At 64.9% G+C, this 23,442-nt stretch carries 16 protein-coding genes, 1 pseudogene and 1 CRISPR repeat array; of the genes and pseudogenes, 5 read left to right on the plus strand and 12 right to left on the minus strand.

Annotated elements, in window-relative coordinates:
* The first annotated feature begins 1 nt into the window (after position 1).
* On the plus strand, positions 2-1,060 hold the full coding sequence (locus GDA49_05055; protein MBC6439775.1) for an AbrB family transcriptional regulator: 1,059 nt from the start codon (positions 2-4) through the stop codon (positions 1,058-1,060).
* Positions 1,061-1,133: 73 nt separating this feature from the next.
* Positions 1,134-1,758: a CRISPR direct-repeat array (repeat unit 36 nt; unit sequence GCTTCAATGAGGCCGGGGCACGTGTGCCCCGGAAGC).
* Positions 1,759-2,005: 247 nt separating this feature from the next.
* Here GDA49_05055 and cas2 read toward each other — a convergent pair.
* The 8 genes and pseudogenes from cas2 to GDA49_05095 form a co-directional block, all read right to left on the minus strand.
* Complete coding sequence (cas2, locus tag GDA49_05060; protein ID MBC6439776.1) at positions 2,006-2,299, minus strand: CRISPR-associated endonuclease Cas2; 294 nt, start codon at positions 2,297-2,299, stop codon at positions 2,006-2,008.
* Between the two features lie 10 nt (positions 2,300-2,309).
* Positions 2,310-4,037, minus strand: a complete 1,728-nt coding sequence (gene cas1, locus GDA49_05065) for a CRISPR-associated endonuclease Cas1 (GenBank protein ID MBC6439777.1) — start codon at positions 4,035-4,037, stop codon at positions 2,310-2,312.
* The gene (gene cas5u6u, locus GDA49_05070; GenBank protein MBC6439778.1) at positions 4,015-6,306 is read right to left on the minus strand and encodes a type I-U CRISPR-associated protein Cas5/Cas6; all 2,292 of its coding nucleotides are present in this window, start codon (positions 6,304-6,306) and stop codon (positions 4,015-4,017) included. The genes cas1 and cas5u6u overlap by 23 nt, the downstream gene beginning before the upstream one ends.
* 3 nt (positions 6,307-6,309) lie before the next feature.
* A pseudogene (cas7u, locus tag GDA49_05075) lies at positions 6,310-7,386 on the minus strand (type I-U CRISPR-associated protein Cas7).
* Positions 7,383-8,312, minus strand: coding sequence for a type I-U CRISPR-associated protein Cas8c (cas8c, locus tag GDA49_05080; protein ID MBC6439779.1), 930 nt, complete (start codon positions 8,310-8,312; stop codon positions 7,383-7,385). Before cas8c ends, cas7u begins: the two are co-directional and overlap by 4 nt.
* The gene (gene cas3u / locus GDA49_05085) at positions 8,312-11,080 is read right to left on the minus strand and encodes a type I-U CRISPR-associated helicase/endonuclease Cas3 (protein MBC6439780.1); all 2,769 of its coding nucleotides are present in this window, start codon (positions 11,078-11,080) and stop codon (positions 8,312-8,314) included. Before cas3u ends, cas8c begins: the two co-directional genes overlap by 1 nt.
* Before the next feature lie 130 nt (positions 11,081-11,210).
* On the minus strand, positions 11,211-12,746 hold the full coding sequence (locus tag GDA49_05090; protein MBC6439781.1) for a trimethylamine methyltransferase family protein: 1,536 nt from the start codon (positions 12,744-12,746) through the stop codon (positions 11,211-11,213).
* Positions 12,747-12,837: 91 nt separating this feature from the next.
* Positions 12,838-14,367, minus strand: coding sequence for a trimethylamine methyltransferase family protein (locus GDA49_05095; protein MBC6439782.1), 1,530 nt, complete (start codon positions 14,365-14,367; stop codon positions 12,838-12,840).
* A 98-nt stretch (positions 14,368-14,465) separates the two neighbouring features.
* Between GDA49_05095 and hutH the strand changes: the two genes are divergently transcribed.
* Positions 14,466-15,989, plus strand: coding sequence for a histidine ammonia-lyase (gene hutH, locus GDA49_05100; GenBank protein ID MBC6439783.1), 1,524 nt, complete (start codon positions 14,466-14,468; stop codon positions 15,987-15,989).
* Here the strand turns inward: hutH and GDA49_05105 are convergent.
* Positions 15,986-17,365, minus strand: coding sequence for a formimidoylglutamate deiminase (locus tag GDA49_05105; protein MBC6439784.1), 1,380 nt, complete (start codon positions 17,363-17,365; stop codon positions 15,986-15,988). The two genes, hutH and GDA49_05105, sit on opposite strands and share 4 nt — an antisense overlap.
* A gap of 113 nt (positions 17,366-17,478) precedes the next feature.
* On the opposite strand from GDA49_05105, the gene GDA49_05110 reads away from it, so the two are divergent.
* Both GDA49_05110 and GDA49_05115 read left to right on the plus strand, forming a co-directional pair.
* Positions 17,479-18,705 carry an imidazolonepropionase gene (locus GDA49_05110; protein ID MBC6439785.1) on the plus strand — a complete coding sequence of 409 codons (1,227 nt, stop codon included), beginning with the start codon at positions 17,479-17,481 and terminating at the stop codon, positions 18,703-18,705.
* Positions 18,706-18,819: 114 nt separating this feature from the next.
* On the plus strand, positions 18,820-19,341 hold the full coding sequence (locus GDA49_05115) for a YHS domain-containing protein (protein ID MBC6439786.1): 522 nt from the start codon (positions 18,820-18,822) through the stop codon (positions 19,339-19,341).
* Here the strand turns inward: GDA49_05115 and GDA49_05120 are convergent, their stop codons facing one another.
* The gene (locus GDA49_05120; protein ID MBC6439787.1) at positions 19,342-19,743 is read right to left on the minus strand and encodes a hypothetical protein; all 402 of its coding nucleotides are present in this window, start codon (positions 19,741-19,743) and stop codon (positions 19,342-19,344) included.
* Positions 19,740-21,416, minus strand: coding sequence for a urocanate hydratase (locus GDA49_05125; protein MBC6439788.1), 1,677 nt, complete (start codon positions 21,414-21,416; stop codon positions 19,740-19,742). The genes GDA49_05120 and GDA49_05125 overlap by 4 nt, the downstream gene beginning before the upstream one ends.
* A 181-nt stretch (positions 21,417-21,597) precedes the next feature.
* On the opposite strand from GDA49_05125, the gene GDA49_05130 reads away from it, so the two are divergent.
* Positions 21,598-22,521: a high frequency lysogenization protein HflD gene (locus tag GDA49_05130; GenBank protein ID MBC6439789.1), complete on the plus strand. Its 924-nt coding sequence runs from the start codon at positions 21,598-21,600 to the stop codon at positions 22,519-22,521.
* 489 nt (positions 22,522-23,010) lie between these two features.
* On the opposite strand, the gene GDA49_05135 is transcribed toward GDA49_05130, so the two are convergent.
* The gene (locus GDA49_05135) at positions 23,011-23,400 is read right to left on the minus strand and encodes a hypothetical protein (GenBank protein MBC6439790.1); all 390 of its coding nucleotides are present in this window, start codon (positions 23,398-23,400) and stop codon (positions 23,011-23,013) included.
* Positions 23,401-23,442 lie beyond the last annotated feature (42 nt).

Raw genomic sequence — 23,442 nt, forward strand, 5'->3', positions numbered from 1 at the left:
CGTGATACCGCGCTTGCCATGGCCGACGCGGCGTCAGCTGCTCTGGGCGACGATCACGCTTGCCATCGGAACGGCGGGCGGCATCGTCTTCGATTCGGTCGGCGTTCCCGCTGCCTTCCTGGCCGGTTCGATGATAGCCGTCGCGCTGGCGGCGCTGGCCAGGGTGCCGGTCGCCCTGCCGATGCCCCTGCGCGAGGCTGCGTTTGTCATCCTCGGCGCGATCCTGGGTACGACCGTGGATCGCCGGACCCTCGACGCCCTGCCCGAGTGGCCGGTCTCCCTTGTCGGCTTGCTGATCGGCCTGGTGCTGTTGATGACGCTGGTTCCGCTCTACCTGGAGCGGCTGCACGGGATCGACCGCCGCACGGCGCGCATGTGCGCCATTCCGGGCGCGCTCGGCCATGTCGTCGTGCTTGCCCTGCAGCTCAATGTCGACGCACGGCGTGTTGCCATCCTCCACACCCTGCGTCTGGCCACGCTTCTCACGCTGATTCCTGCGGTCGGCGCGCTCAACGACGAACTCAGGCATGTTGCGCTTGCGGGCGCGAGACCGGCGCTCGACTGGGGTCCGGCGATCCTGCTGATCGCGCTGTCATGTGCCATCGTGCCGCTTGTGAAGACGTTGCGCTTCCCGGCACCGACCTTCATCGCGCCGATGTTGTTCGTCGGCGGGCTCTCAATGACCGGTGTGGTCGACGGCCTCATGCCGGGCGAGCTTCTGTATCCGTCGCTGATCGTCAGCGGTTCGGTCGTCGGTGCCCGCTTTGCCGGGACGACGCTGCCCTACATGTGGCACAGCCTGAAGGCCGGTGTCGGCGGCATCCTGCTGGGCATCGTCCTGATGGGTCTGATGGCCTGGCCCGTTTCGGTGTTCACCGGCGTGCCCTTCGTCCAACTCTGGCTTGCCTATGCGCCAGGCGGCTTTGATGCCATGCCGGTGCTTGCCTTCTCGCTCGGCCTGGACCCGGCGTTTGTCGCGGGCCACCAGCTCATCCGTTTTGTTGCGATCAGCGCGGCGCTCCCGTTCCTCTTCCGCTGGCCGAAGGACGTGGACTCGTGAGCGCGCCGCCCTGGCCGAGCGCCAGGCGCATGATGGGCCGGGCCGGCAGGCGTCGAACGACCTCGCTGACTGCGCTTCAATGAGGCCGGGGCACGTGTGCCCCGGAAGCGTCTTCAGCAGTAACAAGCCCTGCCCGTCGCACACCTTCGCTTCAATGAGGCCGGGGCACGTGTGCCCCGGAAGCAAGACCGCCTGGTACCTCGTCGATGCCAGCAGGATGATGCTTCAATGAGGCCGGGGCACGTGTGCCCCGGAAGCCCCGGACCTTGCGGAGCCGCCACTCGGCGGCGTAGCCACGCTTCAATGAGGCCGGGGCACGTGTGCCCCGGAAGCGCTCCCTTCACTGAGGCGCACAAACGAAGACGGCGGAAGCTTCAATGAGGCCGGGGCACGTGTGCCCCGGAAGCTCGGCACCGGCTTGTGGAAGTCCGACCACCCGATGGGCTTCAATGAGGCCGGGGCACGTGTGCCCCGGAAGCAGATTTCGGCTTGGGTGTCCTTGAACTCTTGAAGGTGCTTCAATGAGGCTGGGGCACGTGTGCCCCGGAAGCGCCGGACAGTCCGTTCGAGGCGGCGGACCAATTCTCCGCTTCAATGAGGCCGGGGCACGTGTGCCCCGGAAGCTACTCGTTGCGCCGCTCGTCGAGATAGGATTGCTCAAGGCTTCAATGAGGCCGGGGCACGTGTGCCCCGGAAGCCGCCATCCTATAATCCATTGCAGAGAAACACAAATCCCGCGTGAATTCGAGCGCTGCCTTGCCTTGCAAGGCGGTCAGCCCCGAAATCCCGGCCCATGCGTTTACAATTTCAAACATCCGAATGATAACAGCCACTTGCAGGAATCGAGCGCTGGTGAGGTTCATATCGGCACCGGACCTCTCGAATCGACGCGGCAGCAGGTCACGGAAACCCCGATGTCTCACCTTGTCCCCTCGGTTGGCGTTATCAGATCACCGTTGCCTGACGTTGTACCTGCGAAAACTGCTTGCCGATGCTTTCGATCGCCGGATTGACCTTTGCGGCAGGGCCGACATCGAGCAAAAGAACGTGATCGTGGCCGTCCTTCACCGCCTCACGAAGCTCTGTCTCGAGTTCGGCACGGCGTCTCCTTGTCAGTCGACACTGGAAGACCGAAAGTTGCAGCCATTCTCCATATCCCTGCATGATCCTGAACACCCGCCGCCAACGCCGTTTGTCGGCGATGTCGTAAGTGACAATATAGAGTTGTTCCTTGCTCATGCAGAGACGTTCAACGTGGCAGGTAGTGAGGGTATGACGGCAACTCCCCGAGCAGGAAACGCGACAGCAATCGGGCCTGCACGATCAGCATTCGGCGCATGCTGACGCGGTAGCCGAAGACGGGGTGTGTCGTTTCCTGCGACAGCCGGCGTTCGAAGGCCTGCACGAACCTGCGGCGGCCGGCCTGGTTCAGCGCCGTTCCGGTCGGGGCCACGACAAAATCGCCTGGCCGGATTTCGCCGTTGTTAACAGCATTGAGGACAACGCTGTCGGCGATGATCGGCCGGAACGGTTCCATGATATCGAGCGCAAGCGCCGGTCGTCCGTAGCGCGGCGCATGGAAAAAGCCGCGATAGGGATCGAGCCCGACGGAACTGAGTGCGACGGTCAGGTGCCGCGTCAACATGGCATAGGCCAGGGACAGCATGGCGTTGACGGGGTCCGCCGGAGGGCGGCGATTTCTGGCCCTGAAGTCGAAAGCGTGCGATCCCTTGTCGGATTGCGGCGCGTCGATCAGCCCGGCAAAGGCACGGAAGTAAACGGCCGCCGCATCCCCTTCGAGGCCAAGAAGCCTTGCGGGTGTCTCGGCACCTCCGACGGATTTCCTGGCCGCTGCCAGGCGATCAAGGACGGGTTTGCGTTCATCCGGCATTCCCCGCCAGTTTCGCCGCAGGATCGTCCGCTGGTTGACGATCTTGGCAGCAACGAGCTCCCGTGAAAAACGCAAACAGGCCGCCCTGTCGAAGCTCATGGCATATTGTGCCGTGCGCACCTCGACATTGCGATGCCCCGCGCCGTGTGCAATGCCGCGAAACCAGCCGCCGTAGCTGTGGAAACTGACCGGGATCTCCCGTTCAAGCAGGGCCGAGAGGGCCGGCGTCGTGATCGCGATATTGCCGAACAGCGCGACATCGGAAATGTCGATAAGGCGAACCCGGGTCTCCTCTTCGTCATGGCTGATTTTCAGGGATTGCGCGTCCTTGCCGATACGGGCCCCCTGGGCCTGAACCACAAGCGGCAAGGCGTCATCCGCGGGCACGGCGACAGAACGCGGTTCGAGGGACATGCCCGACAGGCAGCGAACCTCATCGGGCAGGCACACGGTCACAAGCGCACACCGCGGACATTTCGGGCTGTCCTTCAGGGGCGGCGGTATGCGGCCCTGCGTCACGGTCAGCCGCAAATCGCCGACTGCCGCGAGCGTTACAGACCGCAGGTCGTCATCGAGCGCCACCCGCACACGCTCTCTGCTGCCGGCATACCATATCGCACCCTCTTCGACGCGATAGCCATGCTCTTCGAGAAGCAGGGCCTGAAGGCACACCTGGATGCGTTCGGGCTCAAAAGCACCGTGTGCGACATGCGGGCGCTTGCCGCGCTTGTAGTCGACGGGCGTGACCGTGCCGTTCCCGGCCTCTGCGACATCGAGCCTGGCAATAACGCCCAGCCGCTGCGATGACAGTGTCATCGAACGACTGACGACGCTTTCAAATTCGGCAGCGTCGTCGTCGAGCGCTTCGGGTGCCGGCAACGGCGTACCGGGCTTGTCGACACGGGCGTGGACGCGCCGGCCCTCGACCGTATCGCCGGTCTCGGCCCATTCGCCCTGTGCCCACATCAGATAGGCCAGGCGCGGACAATAGACGAATTCGTTGACCATGCGGGCCGGGGCCAGTGGGGTCTGGTCATCGGCCGCGGGCGCCGTAAGGTGCAGTTCAAACTGGCCGCCGGATGTCATCGTCGCCATTATTGTCCGCGACGAACGGACTTTCCGCGACGAACAGGCCCCCGCCGCGATGGCTGTCGCGACCGAGCAGCAACGGCCCGTCCACGGCGGTGGTGAAACGCAGGCGCAGGCGGGCCGAAGGGTTCCCGCCTTTTGGCCCCGCACGGAACGCCAGAACGTCGATGCACGGCACGGGCAGGCCGCGGCGTCGGCATTCGAGCGCGGCATCCTCGCACACCGCCGCTTCCGCGTCGCGGCCACGGCTGGCGTGACGGGTCGGACGATAGGGCGTTCGGCTTGTCCAGGCCCGTGCGGGTCCGACAATCGGATCGCCCTCGGGAGGCGTAACGGGTTCGGCAAATTCCAGGACACCGAGCCGACCGGCCCGCAACCGGCGCAGGCACGGAACGATCTCGTCGAACATCGCACGCTCTGCGGGTTTCGGAGCGCCCCGCGAACGATCGCAGAGCCACGGCGCAGCCACCAGAAGCCGGTCGAGATGACCATCGCCATCGGCATCCTCGGCGGTCAGGAAGATATGGCGGTGTCGGCCCGATCGTGCCGGCCCGTCGCCTTCGTGGCCGCAGAAAAGAAGAGGCACATTGCCGTCGTCGCATCGGGAAAGCGCCATCAGCGCCCTGCGCACGGCCTCAAGCAACGGGCCGGTATCGGCGACGCCGATGCGGTTTTCCGGCGGCATGGCAAACACCCACAGGCCGCGGCCTGTCCTGCGGACAGGCTGCATGAGACCGAGGCCGACATAGCGGCCATCGCCGATCGCGAGCGGGCCGGGAACCGGTTCCCGGAAGACGATCTCCAGATGCCACAGGCGGGAGGCGCAGAACCGCCCCGCCGCAAAGGCTTCGGCACGGGTGCCCTTTGCATCGAACGGCTCCCGCTGGACCCGCACCGTCATGGGGGGTACGGCGATCCCGGCATGGCGCAGGGCCCGGGTGACCGCGCCAGTCGCCCGTGCCTCCTCCTCAAGCCGAACGGGTGCGGATTTGCGACCGCCGGCGCGCCTGGCAGAAAAGGGTAGCGCCACCGGCGTCACCGATCGCCATGACCGATGGCCTTTTTCGTCGGCGATCCCGTAGTGCTTCAGCATCGTGTCGGCGGCAGTCGGCAGAAGACGGCGTCCCCTGCCCAGATCGAGGCCCGCAAAGGCCCAGTCGATGTCGCCGGATTCGATCCTGCAGTCCGGCGGAACCTCGACCAGCAGGCGGCGGATGCCGTAATCGGCGTGCTTATGGCCGATGGACGGCAACGGCACGATGCGAATCCGCGCACTCTTGTCGCGCGGCCCGGCACCGCGTCCAATCACAAGGCGCTCGATCTCCGCTTGCCGCTTTGGAAGTCCCGAAGCCAGTCCCGAAATGAGCCTGGCGGCGGCCAGATCGCGCACCCTCTCGACCAGCTGCACCGCGTCGGACGCCGACTGTGGCTGCCAGCCCTGGCCCGCAGTATCGCGAATCTCGTAAACCCTGTGCCATGGCGGGCTGTCACATGGCTGGCTGCCATAGGCAATGCGGTTGAAACGGGGCTTCGGCGGCTGGGCAAAAACCAGCCCGTCGGGTACGCGGTGTGCCGGATCCTTCTTCGTCGGCTTGTTCCGGTAACGGGGCGAAAACCGGCTGACGAATGCACGATGGCGCGCGATCAGACTGTCGAGCGAGCCGGGCACAGGACAGGCAAGGGGGCGGGACCCGTTGCCCCCAGGGCGGTACACCACTCCACCGTTGTTGGCGTGATCGGCGAGCCGTTTTTCGCCGTCTCGCCCGTCGAGCATCTCCCCGCATGCCCATGCCATGTCCACGCCGCGGCCCAACTGGAACACGTCCTCCGCCATGGCGCATACATATGAGGCATGAACGTCGTTCTCCGGATCGTCATCGACGGTCCACATGTACAGAAAAGGCATGTCGGCCTTGAAGATCTGCGGTCGGATCGTCTTCCCGACACGGATGCTGGCCACTGCTGCGGCAAGATTGCCGCCGTGTTTCTTCTCCCTGAGCGCCGCGTCGAGATCGTTGTTCGGGACATATGTCGTATGGCCGACTCCCGTTCGCCCGGGCGGCGCGGCGATCGAAGGCGGCGCGAGCCCTTCGAGCCAGCGCAGCGCCGCCGTCGCCTCCTCGGCCACAACCCCACCCCGCGCACCCCCCGCAAGCAGCGCCTGGAAAAGACGCGCCGGCGCAGGGGGCCAGTCGCCGACACCGTCGCTGACACCATGGTAGCGGCCGTCATGGAAGCGGACCGAGAGGAGAAGCGCCCGGACCATGGCTCAGGCCTGCTCTCCCTCCGTTTTCTTTTTTGTGTCTTCCTTTGCGCGGGCCTTGTCGAACGTCACAGTCATGTTTTCGCCCACGCCGAAGGCCTCGGCAGACCTTGTCGCATAATCGAGCACCGTTTTTTCATCCGGCACGATTGCAGATCGTTCCCCCGAACGCCCGACAAGGTGCCATTGCGCCGGCGCGTCGGGATCGGAGACGAGCAGGCACCCCTGGCGCAGAAAGGGGTCCATCGGTGCGGTCGCGGCAACCAGACAAAGGCCCAGAACATAACGCCGCAGTCGCCGTGTTTCATCGCCATTGCCACCATCGCTGCCCCGGAGCCGGCGCAACGCCACCAGGTTCACCGTTACGTCGCGCTCGATCGGACCGCGCGCGATCACACCGCCATGGGTTCCGACAGCCGGGACATGGACAAAACCGCGTTTCGCCAACGGGCTTTTCGAATCGCCGCTTTGCTTTTCCTTTTCGGCTTCGCTGAAGACATCCAGTTCAGCGTAATCCAGAGGCGGTTCGTATTGCGCCGAGCGCGTCAATTCGGAGACATCCCAAGCGCGGACGACCGACTGCACGAGGCGCGGGAGCTTGGCCTGGGTACCGCGCGAATCCCAGACCCCGAACACCAGCGAGGTCGGTGCCAGCCTGGCAATGGCGCCCGCATTGCCGGTCCTGTTCAGGTCCTCGAAGGCGGATTAGGCTTTTCCCGGCAGATCGTCGCCCGTTGAGCGAATCAAGGCGTCGCCCAGCCGGTGCCCGACCTCGAGGATCGACACCGTCTTCTCATTGCCGTAAGCGATATCGATTTGCGGCACTAGGTTCGAATACGGCTCGTCCCTGAACACGGGCTCGATCCGGTTGGCTTGCGAGCCGACACTGTCGATGGTCGCGACCTTCGTGCCGTCCTGGAGTGCGTCGATATTATAACCGATGTTCGCATAGGTCGGCGGAAAAATCACGCCCCCTTCGCCCTCGACGGGCAGCAGCGTCTGCTTCAGATGCAGGGCAACCGGCCCCTTCCTGTCGTCAGCCCATCGGTCGAACGTCTCTGGCGTTATCTGTGTTTCGGTCATGGATCGATCTCCTCATCGACATCGAGAATGCAGCGCGCTTGGCCTTCTTGGGCGGGCCAACCCAGTTGCATGTGGAACGTTCTGCGGGGAAGCGGCAGAAACGCATCGTTTCCAGCGTACGGTATCGCGGGACCCGCGCCCAGCGCGGCGCGAAGAAAAATCGGACTCAAGAGCCGTGATCCTTCCAGACCTGCAATGCCGTATCGATATTCAAGAATTCCGAGACGCTGCGGTCGTGCATTCGTGAGGCCAATCGCCGCGAGCAGTTCGACAATCGGAAACCCGAGCATCCTTATTTTTTTGTGGTCGTTGGGAGAAAATCCGGCATCGATTGGAATGTAGTCCCGTCGCCAATCGAAACGAAAACTGCTGGATTGAACAGCCGAAAGTGCGAATGGGTCCGAAGCTGCATCTGCAACCTTCCAACCCTGCTCATCGAGGCTGGATTTGATCAGGTCGCGCGCATCCCTCACAAGAGCGACACCGGGATAGCCGCCGGACCCTGCCCAGAACTTCACCCTGTCGCGGCGGATCGTTCCGTCGCCCCAATGATCGATGACGATCTCTCGTCCGTCGGCTGTTGTCAGTCGGGCTGGCAGCGTCGCCGGGCTGTCCGGATCGGGGAACGGAAACGGATCGTCGTTCGGCAGGCTTACCTGCTTTATGTTCCATTTCTCGGTGTCATTCGACGATCCGGCAGGCGCAAGCGAGACGATTTCGGCTTCGGCCAGAAACTCCAGCACTGTCGCGAACGGGTTTTCGTCGCCGTCGGCCTTCAGCACAAAGCGCGTATCGCCATCCTTCGACTGCCAGTCGAACCCGCCTTCCGCGTGACCGAGCAGGATGTCGGCGGCTTCCATGAAGCCCAGACAGGCGAACACCTGTCCGGGATTGAACGGATCGACCGGAATGGAGGCCTGCGCCATCAGTCCGCACCGTTCCGCGCATCGTTGTCGCGCGATGCCTGCTGATCGGCAGCGCGCAGCAGCGTCTCGAACCAGGCGAGCCCCCAGGGTCCCCAGCGTTCCTGCAGCCGCGCAAAGCGCCGCGCGACATCCCGGGCGCGTTTCCGCAGAACCGAGGGTGGCGCGTCCTCGCAGCCCAGCGTCGGGATCGTCGGGCGGGCGCGGCCATGGTGGGCGGCAACCAGATGCAGCGTCAAATCCTGCAGCCCAGGGGAGAGCGCGGCAAACTCCTCATCGCGCTCGGCATGGGGAAGCGATCCGAATTCATGGCGGTAGCCGTTGAGTTCGTTACCCCGAAAGGGGCCCCTGGTTTTCGCATAAACCCCGTCCCCAGGCGCGTTCGCTGCCCTTTGCCAGGATTCTGCCCGCTTGCCCTCGTCATGCAGCCGTGCCGCCAGAACGAGGGCCTGGCGATAGTCTTCCGGCAAGCCGAGTCGTTCGCCGAGCGCCTTTGCCTTTTCCGCCGTCTCGGCAAGGTGGTCCTCCAAAAGCTGCGCATTGGCAGCGACCGAACGGCTCGTCTCGCTCGTCTCATTTGCCAGAGTCTGGACATGCAGGAACTCTGTCGGCTCGCCCTCCTCGGAGTAAGCTATCGCGAAGCTGTGCACCGTGCGGTCCGGCAGAGTTTCGCAAGCCTGCGACCGCTGCACCTTGAAATCCGGGACCAGTCCGTCAAGCCACGCTTCGCCGCTGTCCAGGGTCTGCGGGGGTTCGTCGATGTTCTCGTCCAGAAGCCCGGCTTTCGAGAGCCCGCCGAGCCGTGCATCGACCACCACCACAGCATGGCCAGAGAGCGCTTTCTTGATCCCGTCCTTTGTCTTGCCCTTTGTCTTGTCGATGATGAGATCGTCCAGCCGCCAGGATCGGGACACTTCGCCACGATTGTCAAGGGCAAGGGCGACGACGGTTCCCTCGTCCAGCGGGGGACATTGCGCGGTTTCTGGAGACTCGTCGTCTGCATCGGGCGGGTCTGTCCTTGCATCGGCAGACTTCGATATCTTCTCGATTTTCCTGACCCGCGCAAGCAGCCAGTCGGAAACCCGGTGGGTCTCCGTTTCCAGCCGCTCGGTGAGATGCGGCGGGGCGGCGCGGAAGAACGCATTGCGCTCGCTCTCCTCGCTTGCGGTTGCATCGCCATCGCCAGAGGGACGAACCGGCAAATGGCTGCGCCAGATCACAGTGGTCCGGGGCCTCTCATCCTCCTCCCAGCCGCGCAGCCAGGGGTTCACCTCCGGCCGGCCGCTATGGTGCTCCAGCGATGTCATCGACCAAGCATCGACAAGCGGTCGCGTCAACGCCGGGTAGAGCGGGGCCGGTGTCGTTGCGGCCTTGATCTTGGCGGCAAGGCACGGATCGCCTTCCGCACGTTCTTTCAGGTTGAGCAGATTGCCGGGGCTCACATCGAACGCTTCGTCATCCGCATCGCCGCTGCAACCAGAGGCATCACGGAGTTCTTCGAGAAGGTCTTTCGCAGCATCCTTGACCGCCTCCCGGGCATCGGCCGATTTGTCTCTGGCCACGATGAGCCGGATTTCAGCCTTCTTGCCGCCGCGCCGGTTGACCCGCCCGAAGCGCTGCACAAGCCGCTCGAAGGCAACGAGATCGCACACCATGTGATCGGCATCGAGATCGATACCGACCTCGCCTGCCGAGGTGGCGATGAGAAAGGCGGAACCGTCCCGATCTTGCTTGCCGTTGTCTCCGGCGAGGAAGCCAAGCTCCTTGAGGCGCTGTTCTGCCCTGCTGCGCTCACGAACGCGCCGGGCACCGACGAGCAATTCGGTCTCGACATTGTTGGCCTGCTTGGCTTTTTTATCGAGCGCTTCTTTTGTCTTTTCCGCGACCTCGCGACTGTTGCAATAGACAAGGAAGGTTGACGCCGCGGTTCCCTCATCGGCGAGTTTCCAGGCCTCGTCTGCCAGTTTCTGCGCAAGTTCGACCGGCTTTGGCTCATCGTCGATGTCACGCATGGCCAATCTCTTTGGCGCGTCCAGCCTTTGCCGGACGACACTGTCCTCGCGGTCTGCCTCCTCAAGCCGGAAGACATCGCTATCCGGCTCACGGTCCGTCCCCCCGCGTCCGGTCGCCGAGAGACAAAGCAGCCGGAAAGGCGGAATCGCAGCCCGATCCGCCTCGTTCGCCGCTGCGAGGCTGCGACCCCGATCGTCGCCGCGTCCCTGGTCCTCGACCGCGCGCAACAGCCGCTCGAACGGCGGTACGAGATGCGATTCGTCCAGCACCACGAGCGCGTCGGCACCGAGCAAACCGGCGTGAAAGGGGCGCATCCCGCGCGAGACGCCATAGCCGGAAAACAGCAGGCGCGAGCCGATCATGTCCACGGTGCCGACCACGATCGCCGGAGCCGCCGGATCCTCAAGCCACGCGCGGTTGTCTGCATACTGGCCACGCAGCGTGCTGACGCGCAGCTCCGCATCGCGGGCCGCCAGTTTCTCCGCCTCGCTTGTCGCCTGGTCGACCACCGCCCGGCGGTCGACCACATAGACGAGGCGGCGCGGCAGCCCGGCACCGGACTGTTGCGCCAGATACCAGATCGCCATGACCGAGGTCTTGCCAAGACCGGTCGGAAGGTCGAGGGCTTGCGGGATCCGGCCATCTTGGAACCAGTCCGTGAAAAGCCGTCTTTGCCAGGCGAACGGCGCGTGGCCGGTCAGTCTTTCGAAGTCACTGTCGAAGTTGTCTTCGGTGTGCAGGATATCATGATCGGTCATCGGCACCGATCATTGCCGTCGCCGGGAGCGCTGTCAAACCGTCCGCGCTGAACGCAGGACATCCCCCCGATCGACATCCAGCCCGATCCAGCCTGATCCAGCCTGATCCAGTTATAATTGGGCAATCCGATCAGTTGTCGTGGACACCGCCTTCGGCCTTGCGCCTGGCAACAAAGGCTTCAAGCTCCTCACAGATCGCCGGATCGAGCGGCGGTTCCTCAAAGTCGGCCAGGATCTGTTTCCAGATTCGGTTGGCACGGACCGCAGCATCCGGTCTGCCGGCCTCGACCCAGGTCTCGTAATTGCGCCAGTCCGACAGCATGGGCGCGTAGAACGCGTTCTCGTAACGGTCGAGCGTGTGCTGCGTGCCGAAGAAGTGGCCGCCGGGGCCGACCTCGGCCATGGCATCGATGCCGATCTCGGCGTCGTTCACCGTGACCGGCGCCATGGTCTCGAACATGCCCTGCAGCATTTCCGCATCCACGATCATCTTCTCGAAGCTCGCGACCAGCCCGCCCTCGAGCCAGCCCGCGCCGTGGTGGATGAAGTTGCCGTGTGCCATGAACGCCGCCCACAGGGACATGCCGCTCTCGTAGGCCGCCTGGGCGTCGACCGCGTTCGAGGCGTTCACGTTGCTCGAGCGGAACGGGATGCCGTACTTGCGCGCCAACTGGCCGCCCGCCAGCGTCGCCTTCACGTATTCCGGCGTGCCGAAGGCCGGCGCGCCCGACTTCATGTCGACGTTTGAGGTGAAGCCGCCGTAGACCGAGGGATTGCCGGGCCGGACAAGCTGGATCAGTGCGATACCCGCCAGCGCCTCGGCGTTCTGCTGGGCAAGTGCGCCCGCGAGGGAGGTCGGTGCCATGGCACCCAAAAGGGTGAACGGCGTAATCGAGACGGCCTGTCCGGCGGTCGCCATCTCGATCAGACCCTGGCTCATGGGTTCGTCGAGGCGGAGCGGCGAATTCGTGTTGATCAGCGTGATGATGCCCGGCTTCTCGCGCATCTCGTCTTCATCGATGCCGCGTGCGATCCGGTTCATCACGATGCCGTCGCGGCTGCGCTCGGCACCCAGCGCGTAGGTGCGCCAGACCCGGTCGGTCTGGGTGATGAAGGTCATGTAGCAGTCGAGGTGCCGGGTCGGGACCGGCAAGTCGATCGGTTCCACGGGATAACCCGCGAAGAAGTGGATGCAGTTGAGGCTTGTCGCCACGCGCACGAGGTTCTGGAAGTCCTCGAAGGTGCCGGGTCGGCGGCCGTTGTCGAGGTCCGACGTGTTGGGCGGGCTGGAGACCGAGGTCACCACGATCCGGTTGCCGCCGAGCGTCACGTCTCGGCCCGGCACGCGGCTGTGGAGCGTGAACTCCGACGGCGCCTTGCTGACATGCTCCATCACCATATCGCGGTCCATGCGCACCCGCATGGTGCTGTCGTCCACGTCGGCACCGGCATCGCGGTAAAGGCGGCGGGCATCCTCGCCCATCACTTCCATGCCGAGGTCCTCGAGGATCGTCAGCGAAGCCTGATGGATATGCTCAAGCTGATCCTCGGAGAGCACGTTGAGCGGTGGAAACGGGTTGCGAATCTCGCGCCAGGGAAGCTGGGTGAGGCCGGATGACCGCTCGCGACCCGAGGTGCGGCGGCGGGAGCTGGAACGGCGGGACATGGAACACTCCGAACGGGCGCGGACAGGCTAGGCGCGCGATTCACGCGGCAACAAACACCAGCCCGTCACGTTCCGTCCCGTTTTCGCCCGACTAGGCCGCCTGCCGTCCGATCTCACTCTTGCGGCGCGTGACAAAGGCGTCGAGTTCCTCGGCGATGGCGGGATCGAGGGCAGGGGGCTCGTAAGCCGCGATCAGGGCCTTGTAGATGCCGTTGGCCCGGGTCGCTGCATCGGGGCTGCCCGCTTCCTCCCAGCTCTCGAAGTTGCGCCAGTCCGAGACCATGGGTTCGTAGAACGCGGTCTCGTAGCGCTCCAGGGTATGTTGGGTCCCGAAGAAGTGGCCGCCCGGGCCCACGTCGCGCATGGCCTCAATGCCGATCTCGTCATCGGTGACGACAACCGGTTCCATGACCTCGGCGATCATCTGGATGGTGTCGGCGTCGATCACCATTTTCTCGAAGCTCGCCACCAGACCGCCTTCGAGCCAGCCTGCACCATGCAGCATGATGTTGGCGTGGCCCATCACGGCACCCCAGAGCGACATCTGGCTCTCATAGGCTGCCTGCGCGTCGACCGAGGTCGAGGCGTTGGCGTTGCTGGACCGGTAGGGCACGCCGTTGAGCCGGGCGAGCTGACCGCCGATCATCGCCGCACGGGTGAACTCCGGTGTGCCGAAGGCCGGTGCGCCGGTCTTCATGTCGACATTGCTCGTGAACCCACCGTAGACCATCGGTGCGCCGGGATTGGTCAGCTGCACCATGGTCAATCCGGCGAGCGCCTCGGCATTCTGCTGCGTCAGTGCACCGGCGACGGTGGCGGGCGCCATGGCACCACAGAGAGTGAATGGCGTGACGATGACGGGCTGGTTGTGCTCGGCCATCGCCATCATGCCGTCGAGCATGGGTGTATCGAACCGGAGCGGCGAGTTGGCGTTGATGACCGTGACGATGCTCGGCTCCGCCCTGATCTCTTCGCGACTCATTCCCCGCGCGATACAGATGATCGAGAGCGCATCGTCGATCCGCTCCGAACCCAGTGAATAGGCGTGCCAGGCGCGGTCGGTCAGTGTGACGAAGGCCTGCAGGCAGTCGAGGTGACGGCTGGCGGCTGGCAGGTCGGTCGGCTCGACCGGATAGCCGCCGAAGAAGTGGAGCGCGTTGAGACTCTGACCCAGGCGCAGGAAGTTGCAGTAGTCGTGGAAGTTGCCTTCCCGGCGACCGCCGTCCATGTCATGCACGAAGGGCGGGCTGGCAACCGGGCAGAACGCGATGCGGTTGCCGCCGATCGTGATGTTGCGCTCGGGATTGCGGGCATGGAGCCGGAATTCCGAAGGTGCCCTGGCGATGCTCTCGGTCACAAGACCGCGGTCGAACCGCACGCGGAGCGTGTCGCGGTTCACGTCGGCACCGGCGGCCTCGAGAATGTCGAGGGCGCGGTCGTGCAGGAACTCGATGCCGACCTCTTCCAGCACCTTCAGCGAGCGGTCCTGGATGAATTTCAGCTCGTCTTCGGACACCGGCGTCATTGGCGGGAACCGGTTGACCACCTCCCGCCAGGGCGACTGACGCACCGCCGGTTCTGCAGACCGTGTCCGTCGCTCGCGCCGTCTCTCACGCGCCATGAAATCTCCTTGTCCCCAAACGCTTCTTGGGATCGCTATTAGGTCCGGTCCGGAACAGTGTAAACACGGAAATTGCAGTGCGGCGAATGGGGCTTCCGATGACTGAAACCTTCGTAATGACGCCTGGAGTGCTGGGCCATGACGACATCCGGCGTCTGCGCGACGGTTCTATACGGCTTGTGCTGGACGAAGCCGCATGGCCTGCGGTCGACGTGTCGGCGCAGCTCGTGCTCGACGTGGCCGATAGCGAGGATCGGGTCTATGGCATCAACACGGGCTTTGGCAGCCTCGCCAGGACCGCGATACCCCGGGACCGCCTGCTCGATCTGCAGCGCCGCATCGTGCTCAGTCATGCCGCCGGAACGGGCGAAGCGCTCGCCGCCGACGTTGTGCGCCTCGTTCTTGCCCTGAAGATCAACGCGCTGGCGCGCGGTTTCTCCGGTTGTCAGCGCACCACCATCGAGGCCCTTATCGCGCTCTACAATGCCGCCGCCCTGCCGGTCGTCCCGTCGAAGGGCTCCGTGGGTGCCTCCGGCGACCTCGCCCCGCTCGCTCATCTCAGCGCCGTTCTGATGGGGGTCGGCGACGTGCGCATGGCCGGGGACACGGTGTCGGCCGCTGTGGCGCTTGAGCGGATCGGGATCAAGCCGATTGCGTTCTGCGCCAAGGAGGGGCTCGCTCTGCTCAATGGCACCCAGGTCTCGACGGCCCTTGCGCTCGACGGCCTCTATCGTGCGCAGGACAACTTCGGCGCCGCCATGATCGCGGGTGCGATGTCGGTCGATGCCTCGCTGGGTGCCGATACACCGTTCGATCCCAGGATATCCGATGCCCGCGGGCAGCCCGGCCAGATCGAGGTTGCGGCAATCTATCGCGGCCTCCTCGAAGGCAGCGAGATCAGAAAGTCCCATGAGGATTGCGACCGCGTACAGGATCCGTATTCCCTGCGCTGCCAGCCCCAGGTGATGGGTGCCTGCCTGGACCATCTTCGGTTTGCCGCCGGCGTGCTACTGCGCGAGGCCAATGCGGTCACCGACAACCCGCTCGTCTTCGCCGCCGAAGGCGATGTGCTCTCGGGTGGCAACTTCCACGCCGAACCTGTCGCCATGGCCGCCGACGTCATCGCGCTGGCGCTGTCCGAGATCGGCTCGCTCTCCGAACGGCGCATGGCGCTCCTGACGGATTCGCGCATGAGCGAACTGCCACCCTTCCTGGTCGAGGACAGCGGCGTCAATTCCGGCTTCATGGTCGCCCAGGTCACCGCCGCCGCGCTGGCTGCCGAAAACAAGCAGCGCGCCACGCCAGTGTCGATCGACAGCCTGCCGACCTCGGCCAATCAGGAAGACCACGTCTCCATGGCCACCCACGGCGCCCGCCGCCTGGCCGCGATGAACGACAATCTGGCGGAGATCGTTGCCATCGAACTCCTGGGCGCCGCCCAGGGCATCGATTTCCGCAAGCCGCTGAAGACGTCGCCGCCGTTGGCGGCGGCCCATGGGAGCATTCGCGATGTTGCGGCGTTCTGGGATCAGGACCGCCTGATGGCGCCCGACATTGCGGCCGTGGCAGGACTGGTTCGTGACGGTGAGACGCTCAGCGTCGAGTCGCTCGACCTTGCCTAATCCATCAGGTCTTTGACGGCCTTGTGGTAAGCGCGCGCAATCCTCTCTTCATCAGTGTGGTGACCGTCCTGGATTATGTGGCGGCCACCGACCACGACGTCGGAGACCGTGGTGTCGTTGCCCGAGAAGACGAGGCTGTCGGTGACATGATGGCCACTGCGGCCGAAGAGGATCGGGTGATTGGGATTGAGCGCAATGAAATCGGCCCGGTTGCCCGCCCTGATGCCGTCGATCGGACGACCGAGTGCCTGCGCACCGCCGGCGAGTGCGGCGTTCCAGAGTCTCGCGCCCGTGTGGCGTTCGCGATCCGACGCCATCACGTTGCGCAGTTCGCGGCGCAGACGTTGGACATACTCAAGCCAGCGCAGCTCCTCGACCGGGCTGACCGAGATATGGCTGTCCGAACCGATCCCAAACCGGCCCTCGCCCCGCATGAAAACCCCTAGCGGGAAGATGCCATCGCCCAGGTTGGCTTCGGTCGTGGGGCAGAGCCCGGCCACGGCGCGGCTGTGCGCCACCATCCAGATTTCTATCCGGTTGATGTGGGTGGCGTGCACCAGGCACCAGCGTTCATCGACGGGAAAGTTGTCATAGAGCCAGGTGACCGGGCGCTGGCCCGACCAGGCGATGCAGTCGTCGACCTCCTTGGCCTGTTCGGCGATGTGAATGTGGACCGGTGCGCCGTCGTCGATCCGGTTGAGTCCGGTCAGCGCTTCGGAGAGCACGCCCTTGCTGACCGCGCGAAGGGAATGCGGCGCGATGCCGAGCCGGACCTGCGGGTCATTGCCGTAGCGTTTGCAGAGATCGCCGAAAAGCCGAAGGAAACGGTCGGCACCATTGATAAAGCGGCGCTGCTGCGTCTGATGTGGCTGCCCGCCGAACCCGCCGTAGGTATAGAGCACCGGCAGCATGGTCATGGCGATACCGGTCCGGTGCGCGGCATCGATCGCGCGATGCGCCATCTCGCCAAGATCGTCGTAGGGCGTGCCGTCGGGCTGGTGATGCAGGTAGTGGAACTCGCCGACCGTGGTGAATCCGGCCTTGAGCATCTCGAGATAGAGCTGTGCGGTGATTGCACCGACCTGGCGGGGATCGAGGCGCGCCAGGAACCTGTACATGATCTCGCGCCAGGTCCAGAAGCTGTCCTGGCTGCCGGTGCCGGCCTTCTCGCCGAGGCCGGCCATGGCACGCTGGAAGGCGTGGCTGTGGAGGTTCGCCATGCCGGGCAGCACAGGACCGGTGAGCCACACCGCACCGCGGCTTGCCCGGCTGTTGGCCTTGATCGAGGTGATTGCACCGTCGTCGCCGACGACGATGAGCACGTTGTCGCTCCAGCCCTTCGGAAGAAGTGCTGATGTGGCGAAATAGTCGGTCATGGAGTCGCTGTTGCCCCTGCGAGGCGGAGACTTAAGCGCAGCGACGGGAGGGTCGCAAGCCTTGCCACTGTGACCGCCACAACACTACGGTCGATCCAAGCGGGAGACGAGGCATGTGGGACACACTCTGGCGCAACGCGCGCCTGGCCACCATGGAGGGCGGAGGCGCACCCTACGGTGCCATCGAACCCGGCGCGATCGGCGTGAAGGACGGGACGATCGTCTTTTGTGATGCGGAGGCCGAACTGCCCGGCCCGGCCGATACCCTGGCGCGCGATGTTGTCGACCTCGAATGGCGCTGGGTGACGCCCGGCCTGATCGATTGCCACACTCATCTCGTCTACGGCGGCGATCGTGCCGCCGAATTCGAAATGCGGCTCGGCGGCGCGCGTTATGAGGCCTTGCTGCAGGCCGGTGGCGGCATTCTCTCAACGGTGCGCGCGACCCGTGACGCCGATCTCGACACGTTGGTCACCGGTGCCCTCAAGCGGGTCGATGCGCTACGCGCCGAAGGCGTGACAACGATCGAGGTGAAATCCGGCTACGGGCTCGACATCGAGACCGAGTGCACCATGCTGCGCGCGGCGCGCCGCCTCGGCGAGCTGCGGCCGGTGACAATCGCGACGACGTTTCTGGGCGCGCATGCCCTGCCGCCCGAGTACGAGGGTGAGGCGGACGCCTACATTGATCTTGTCTGCGATGAGGCGATGCCCGCTGTCGCCGAGGAAGGGCTGGCCGATGCGGTCGATGCTTTCTGCGAGCATATCGCCTTCGATGCCGCGCAGACCGGACGTGTCTTCGCAAAAGCCAGGCACCTCGGCCTGCCGGTGAAGCTTCATGCCGAACAGCTCTCGGACATGGGCGGGGCAGCGCTCGCCGCGCGTTGTGGTGCGCTGTCGTGCGATCATCTCGAGTTCCTGTCGGAGGAAGGCGCTGCTGCGATGGCCGAAGCGGGCACCGTGGCCGTCATGCTGCCCGGGGCCTTTTACTTCCTGCGCGACACCAACGTGCCGCCGGTCGATCTCTTGCGCCGGTCGGGCGTGCCCATGGCGGTCTCGACCGACTGCAATCCCGGAAGCTCGCCGGCGACCTCGCTTCTGCTGATGATGAACATGGCGGCGATACTTTTCCGCATGACGCCGGAGGAAGCGCTGGCCGGCACGACGCGCGAGGCGGCCCGGGCCCTTGGCATGCTCGCCACACGCGGCACTCTGAGCGTCGGCAAGGCCGCCGATCTGGCGATCTGGGATATCGAACGACCCGCCGAGCTGAGCTACCGCATCGGCTTCAATTCCCTGCACCGTGCGGTCAAGGACGGCACAACGGTTGTGCCGGCCTGACATCGGGCTGGCACTTTTGTGAAGACCTGCGACTGGCCTCTCGGCCGGCGCACCCCTAATCTCCCGCTCAGAGGGCAGTGGACGGCTTCATCAAACCGAACGAGAGGGGAAATCATGACTCGCAAAATTCTGCTCGCAGTGTTGGTCGCCTTTGGATTCGGTGTCGCCGCCGGTGGCACCGCGCATGCCAATGCCGGGACCGCGGTCAACATCACGCCCGACGGCATCGCCATCGGTGGCTGGGACACTGTGGCGTACTTCACGGAGAACCGCGCCGTCGCCGGTTCGGAAGAGTTCTCCCACGAGTGGGACGGTGCCACGTGGCTCTTCTCGTCTGCCGAGAACCGCGATCTGTTCGCTGGCGACCCCGAGACCTATGCGCCGCAGTTCGGCGGTTGGTGCGCCTATGCTCTCTCGAAGGGCCCGTATGCTGCCGAAGTCGACCCGGAGAATGCCTGGACGGTGCGCGACGGGATGCTCTACCTGAACTGGAACGAGCGCGTCAGGAACGGCTGGCTGCGCAACAATGTCGACAACGATATCAAGGTCGGCGAGCGCAACTGGGGCATTGTCTCCGAGGACATCCTTGCCGGCCATGCGAGCTACAGCCGCAAGTCGGACTCGCCCTGGAACTGATCACGTTCTGATCGACCGCGCCGGTATCCGGCGCGCGATGGGTTGTCGCATGACTGGTACCTGGCCCATCTGTTGCGCTTCGTGCTTGGCGGTGCCGGCCTGGTTTTCATCGCGCCCACGGAGGTGATGGCGAACGGTCGTCACACCCCGGACGATCTCGGCCTGTGGCGCGATGATCAGCACGCCGCGGTCTTCCTCGGCGATGATGAAACGGTCTTCCGTGCTGAGAACGGTCGGCAGGTAGCCCCGCCAATATGCAGGCCCGGTGCGCGCCAGGTGGGTCTCAAGCGCATCCAGCGGGAAGAACGGTGCATGGCCCTTTTCCCGCGCGGTGCGGTGAACCCGCGCAATGCCGTCTGCGCCTGCTTCCCGTGCCTCGCGATGCCGGAACGTCTCGCTCACCCCTGTCCCAGCATCGGCAGGTTCAGGCGCTGCTCGGTGGCGCAGTCGATCGCCTCCTGATAGCCGGCGTCGGCATGGCGCATCACGCCGGTCGCGGGATCATTGGTCAGCACATTCTCCAGGCGACGGCCGGCCTCTTCGCTGCCGTCGCACACGACAACCATGCCGGCGTGCTGGCTGTAGCCGATCCCGACCCCGCCGCCGTTGTGGATCGAGACCCATGTCGCGCCCGAGGCAACGTTCAGCATGGCGTTGAGCAGGGGCCAGTCGGCCACGGCGTCCGAACCGTCCCGCATGTCCTCGGTCTCGCGGTTGGGACTCGCCACCGAACCCGAGTCCAGGTGGTCGCGGCCGATCACGATCGGTGCCTTGAGCACGCCGTCGCGCACCATCCTGTTGAAGGCGAGGCCGGCACGCGCACGGTCGCCCAGACCGATCCAGCAGATGCGTGCGGGTAGACCCTGGAAGCTGATGCGCTCCCTGGCCATGTCGAGCCAGCGGTGAAGGTGTGGATTGTCGGGCACGGCCTCCTTCATCATGGCATCGGTCGCGTAAATGTCCTCGGGATCGCCCGACAACGCGCACCAGCGGAACGGGCCGACACCGCGACAGAACAGCGGCCGGATATAGGCCGGGACGAAACCCGGAAAGTCGAAGGCGTTCTCGAGGCCGTTCTCCAGCGCCATCTGGCGGATGTTGTTGCCGTAGTCGAAGGTGGGAACACCCACCTTCTGGAAGTCGAGCATGGCCTGAACGTGCAGCTTCATGCTCTCCCGTGCGGCCTGTTCGGTGCCCGCGGGATCGCTCCGGCTCCGTTCCTCCCACTCCTCCAGGGTCCAGCCTGCCGGAAGGTAGCCGTTGATGGGGTCATGGGCACTCGTCTGGTCCGTCACCATGTCAGGCCGGATGCCCTTTTCGACCATCTGAGGCAGCAGTTCGGCGCAGTTGCCGACCAGCCCGACCGAGACGGCTTCGCCCGAGGCCCTGGCCTGGTCGATGATCCCAAGGGCCTCGTCCAGCGAGATTGCCATCCGGTCGAGGTAGCGGGTTTCCAGACGGCGATCGATGCGGCTCGGACGGCACTCGATAGCCAGCATTGAGGCGCCCGCCATCGTGGCTGCCAGCGGCTGCGCGCCGCCCATGCCGCCGAGGCCTCCGGTCAGGATCCACTTGCCCGTGAGGTCGCCGCCGAAGTGCTGGCGGCCAGCCTCCACTAAGGTCTCATAGGTGCCCTGAACGATCCCCTGGCTGCCGATGTAGATCCAGGAACCGGCCGTCATCTGACCGTACATCATGAGGCCCTTGCGATCGAGCTCGTGGAAGTGGTCCCACGAATTCCAGTGGCCGACGAGGTTCGAGTTCGCGATCAGAACGCGGGGTGCGTCCTTGTGGGTGCGGAAGACGCCGACCGGCTTGCCCGACTGCACCAGCAGCGTTTCGTTGTCCTCGAGCTCGCGTAGAGCGCCGCAGATTCGGTCGAAGCTGCCCCAGTCGCGGGCGGCGCGGCCGATGCCGCCGTAGACCACCAGCTCCTCGGGCTTTTCGGCCACGTTGGGATCAAGGTTGTTCATCATCATCCGCAGAGGCGCTTCGGTCAGCCAGCTCTTCGCGGTGATCTCCGTACCCGTCGGCGCAATCACCTCGCGCGCGTTGGCGAAACGGTCGTCAGACATGGCGTCATCCTCTCCCTGAAGCCGGGGCGGCGCGGAGTCTGACCTATCACTCCGCCCATGCCGTGGCCACACGTGGTGCCGATTTCCGGTCGCACCCTCTTTCCGCTGGTTCCCGATCGTGCGAGGAAGCCCGCTTTCGGCTCCGCACAGTGGGCGACTTCGGAAAGATGGGCGGTACCCCTTGGAAGGATTTTTGGCACTGGGATTTCTGATCGGCATGCAGCATGCGCTGGAGGCCGATCATCTGGCAGCCGTGGGTGCCATGGCGGCAGGTCAGCCGTCCTCGCGGCGATCTTTGGCCCTGCGCGGCGCGGCCTGGGGGTTGGGCCATACGATCACGCTGTTCGCGCTCTGCTCGGCGGCGGTCCTTCTCGGCCTGCACCTCAGTGAGCGCCTGAGCGCGACACTGGAGTTCGGAGTCGGTGTCATGCTCGTGCTGCTCGGCGCGGATGTGCTGTGGTGCCTGCGTCGGAAGAAGGTGCACTTCCACGTCCATCGCCATGACGATGGCAAACCTCATCTCCACGCACACAGCCACGCCGAGGCGTCCGGTCCGCATGATGGGGACCCGCATCGCCATGAGCATCCCCGGGGTCTGCCGATGCGTGCCCTGGCGGTCGGTCTGGTTCACGGTACGGCCGGGTCCGCCGGCCTGCTCGCGCTCGTGGTCGCGGCCACGCAGGATGCGGTCGTGGCGCTGATCTATGTCGTCCTGTTCGGCGCCGGCTCGATCCTGGGAATGGTGGCGCTGTCGATGGTCGCAGCCTGGCCGCTCGGAGCCGCCGAACGCCATGCACGCCGGGCGCATCGCGCGCTCAGCATCGGGGCAGGGGCATTGGCGATCGTCATCGGCATCAATATTGTAGCAGAAACGGGTGCGTTGGCCTGGGGCTTGCACCAGGCTTGGCAAGACAAGCTGTCTGGGCCGCCAGGCCTGCGGAACACCATGACACAAATGCTTTCCGCGCCACGATCCGAGTTCATCGGTCTCGACGATGGAGTCGTGCTTCTCAGCAGCGGCGGACAAAGCCCGATGCTCGTGCATCATCGTGACGCGTTTGAACGCTATGCAACCGACCGTGCCAATGGTGAAAAACGGCGATGACGCCGGACGAACACGCCTTCGTCGGCAACGCATCGGAGGGCATCGCCCGCTTGATCTCGTCGATCGACTCGCGTCCGGGCCAGTCCTCATCTCTTCAACAGCGTTGATGACGTCGACCGCTATCTCGCGTTGCAAGCGGCCTGAAATCCTGAAGCCCCAGCAGTGTAAGGGTTTGTGGTCGGGTTCACATCGTCGAGAAGTTTGATTGGACCCCTTGCCGGGGTGTGACGGAGTGCACATATCCATCTCATGAGACGTCGGTCCCGGGCTTCGCGCCCGGTGCCGGGCGATACGTCCACTCCCCCGGGACCCGCCCGGTGGACGCGGTCCGTATCCTCGTCCCCGACCATACGACCGCAAGCCGGCCGACGTTCTTAAGCCGCGCCGCTCCCGGCTCCCTCTCCGGGGGCGGCGTGCGTTTTTGGTGATCCCGCATCAATCGCCAGACGCCTGCGGAGCGAGGACCGGCGACTGAGGCTAAAGAAACAACTACCCTGCGAGCAGGGCTCGCAGCCGGGTGATCTGTTTCTCGACGGAGATCGGGCTCTGCGAGGTGACCTCCAGGCCCTTGTCTTCATAGACATCGCCTGGATGGCTGCGGTGGCGGGCGTCAACGGCAAGGTCGCGCTCGCGGATCAGGTCTTTCACGAGCGGCTGGAACAGCCGGACCATCCCGGTGATCCATCGGTTGACCGGCCATGTCGCGTCACCGTCGTAGGGAATGGGCTCCACGCCGCGTTTCATGCCCGAGGTGCGAAGGAAGGTGTGGAAATGGCCGTGTTCGCCAGGCCGTTGATCCTTCGGAACGGCAACGTGATCGGAACGACCAAAGGTGAAGGTTTCGGCAACGTTGCGTTCTGTATCGACTGCCATGTCCATGCCGAACGCGATTCTATGCTCTTCATTCCCGAGGAGTACAGG

The organism is Rhodospirillales bacterium (assembly GCA_014323865.1).
GTDB lineage: Bacteria > Pseudomonadota > Alphaproteobacteria > SP197 > SP197 > SP197.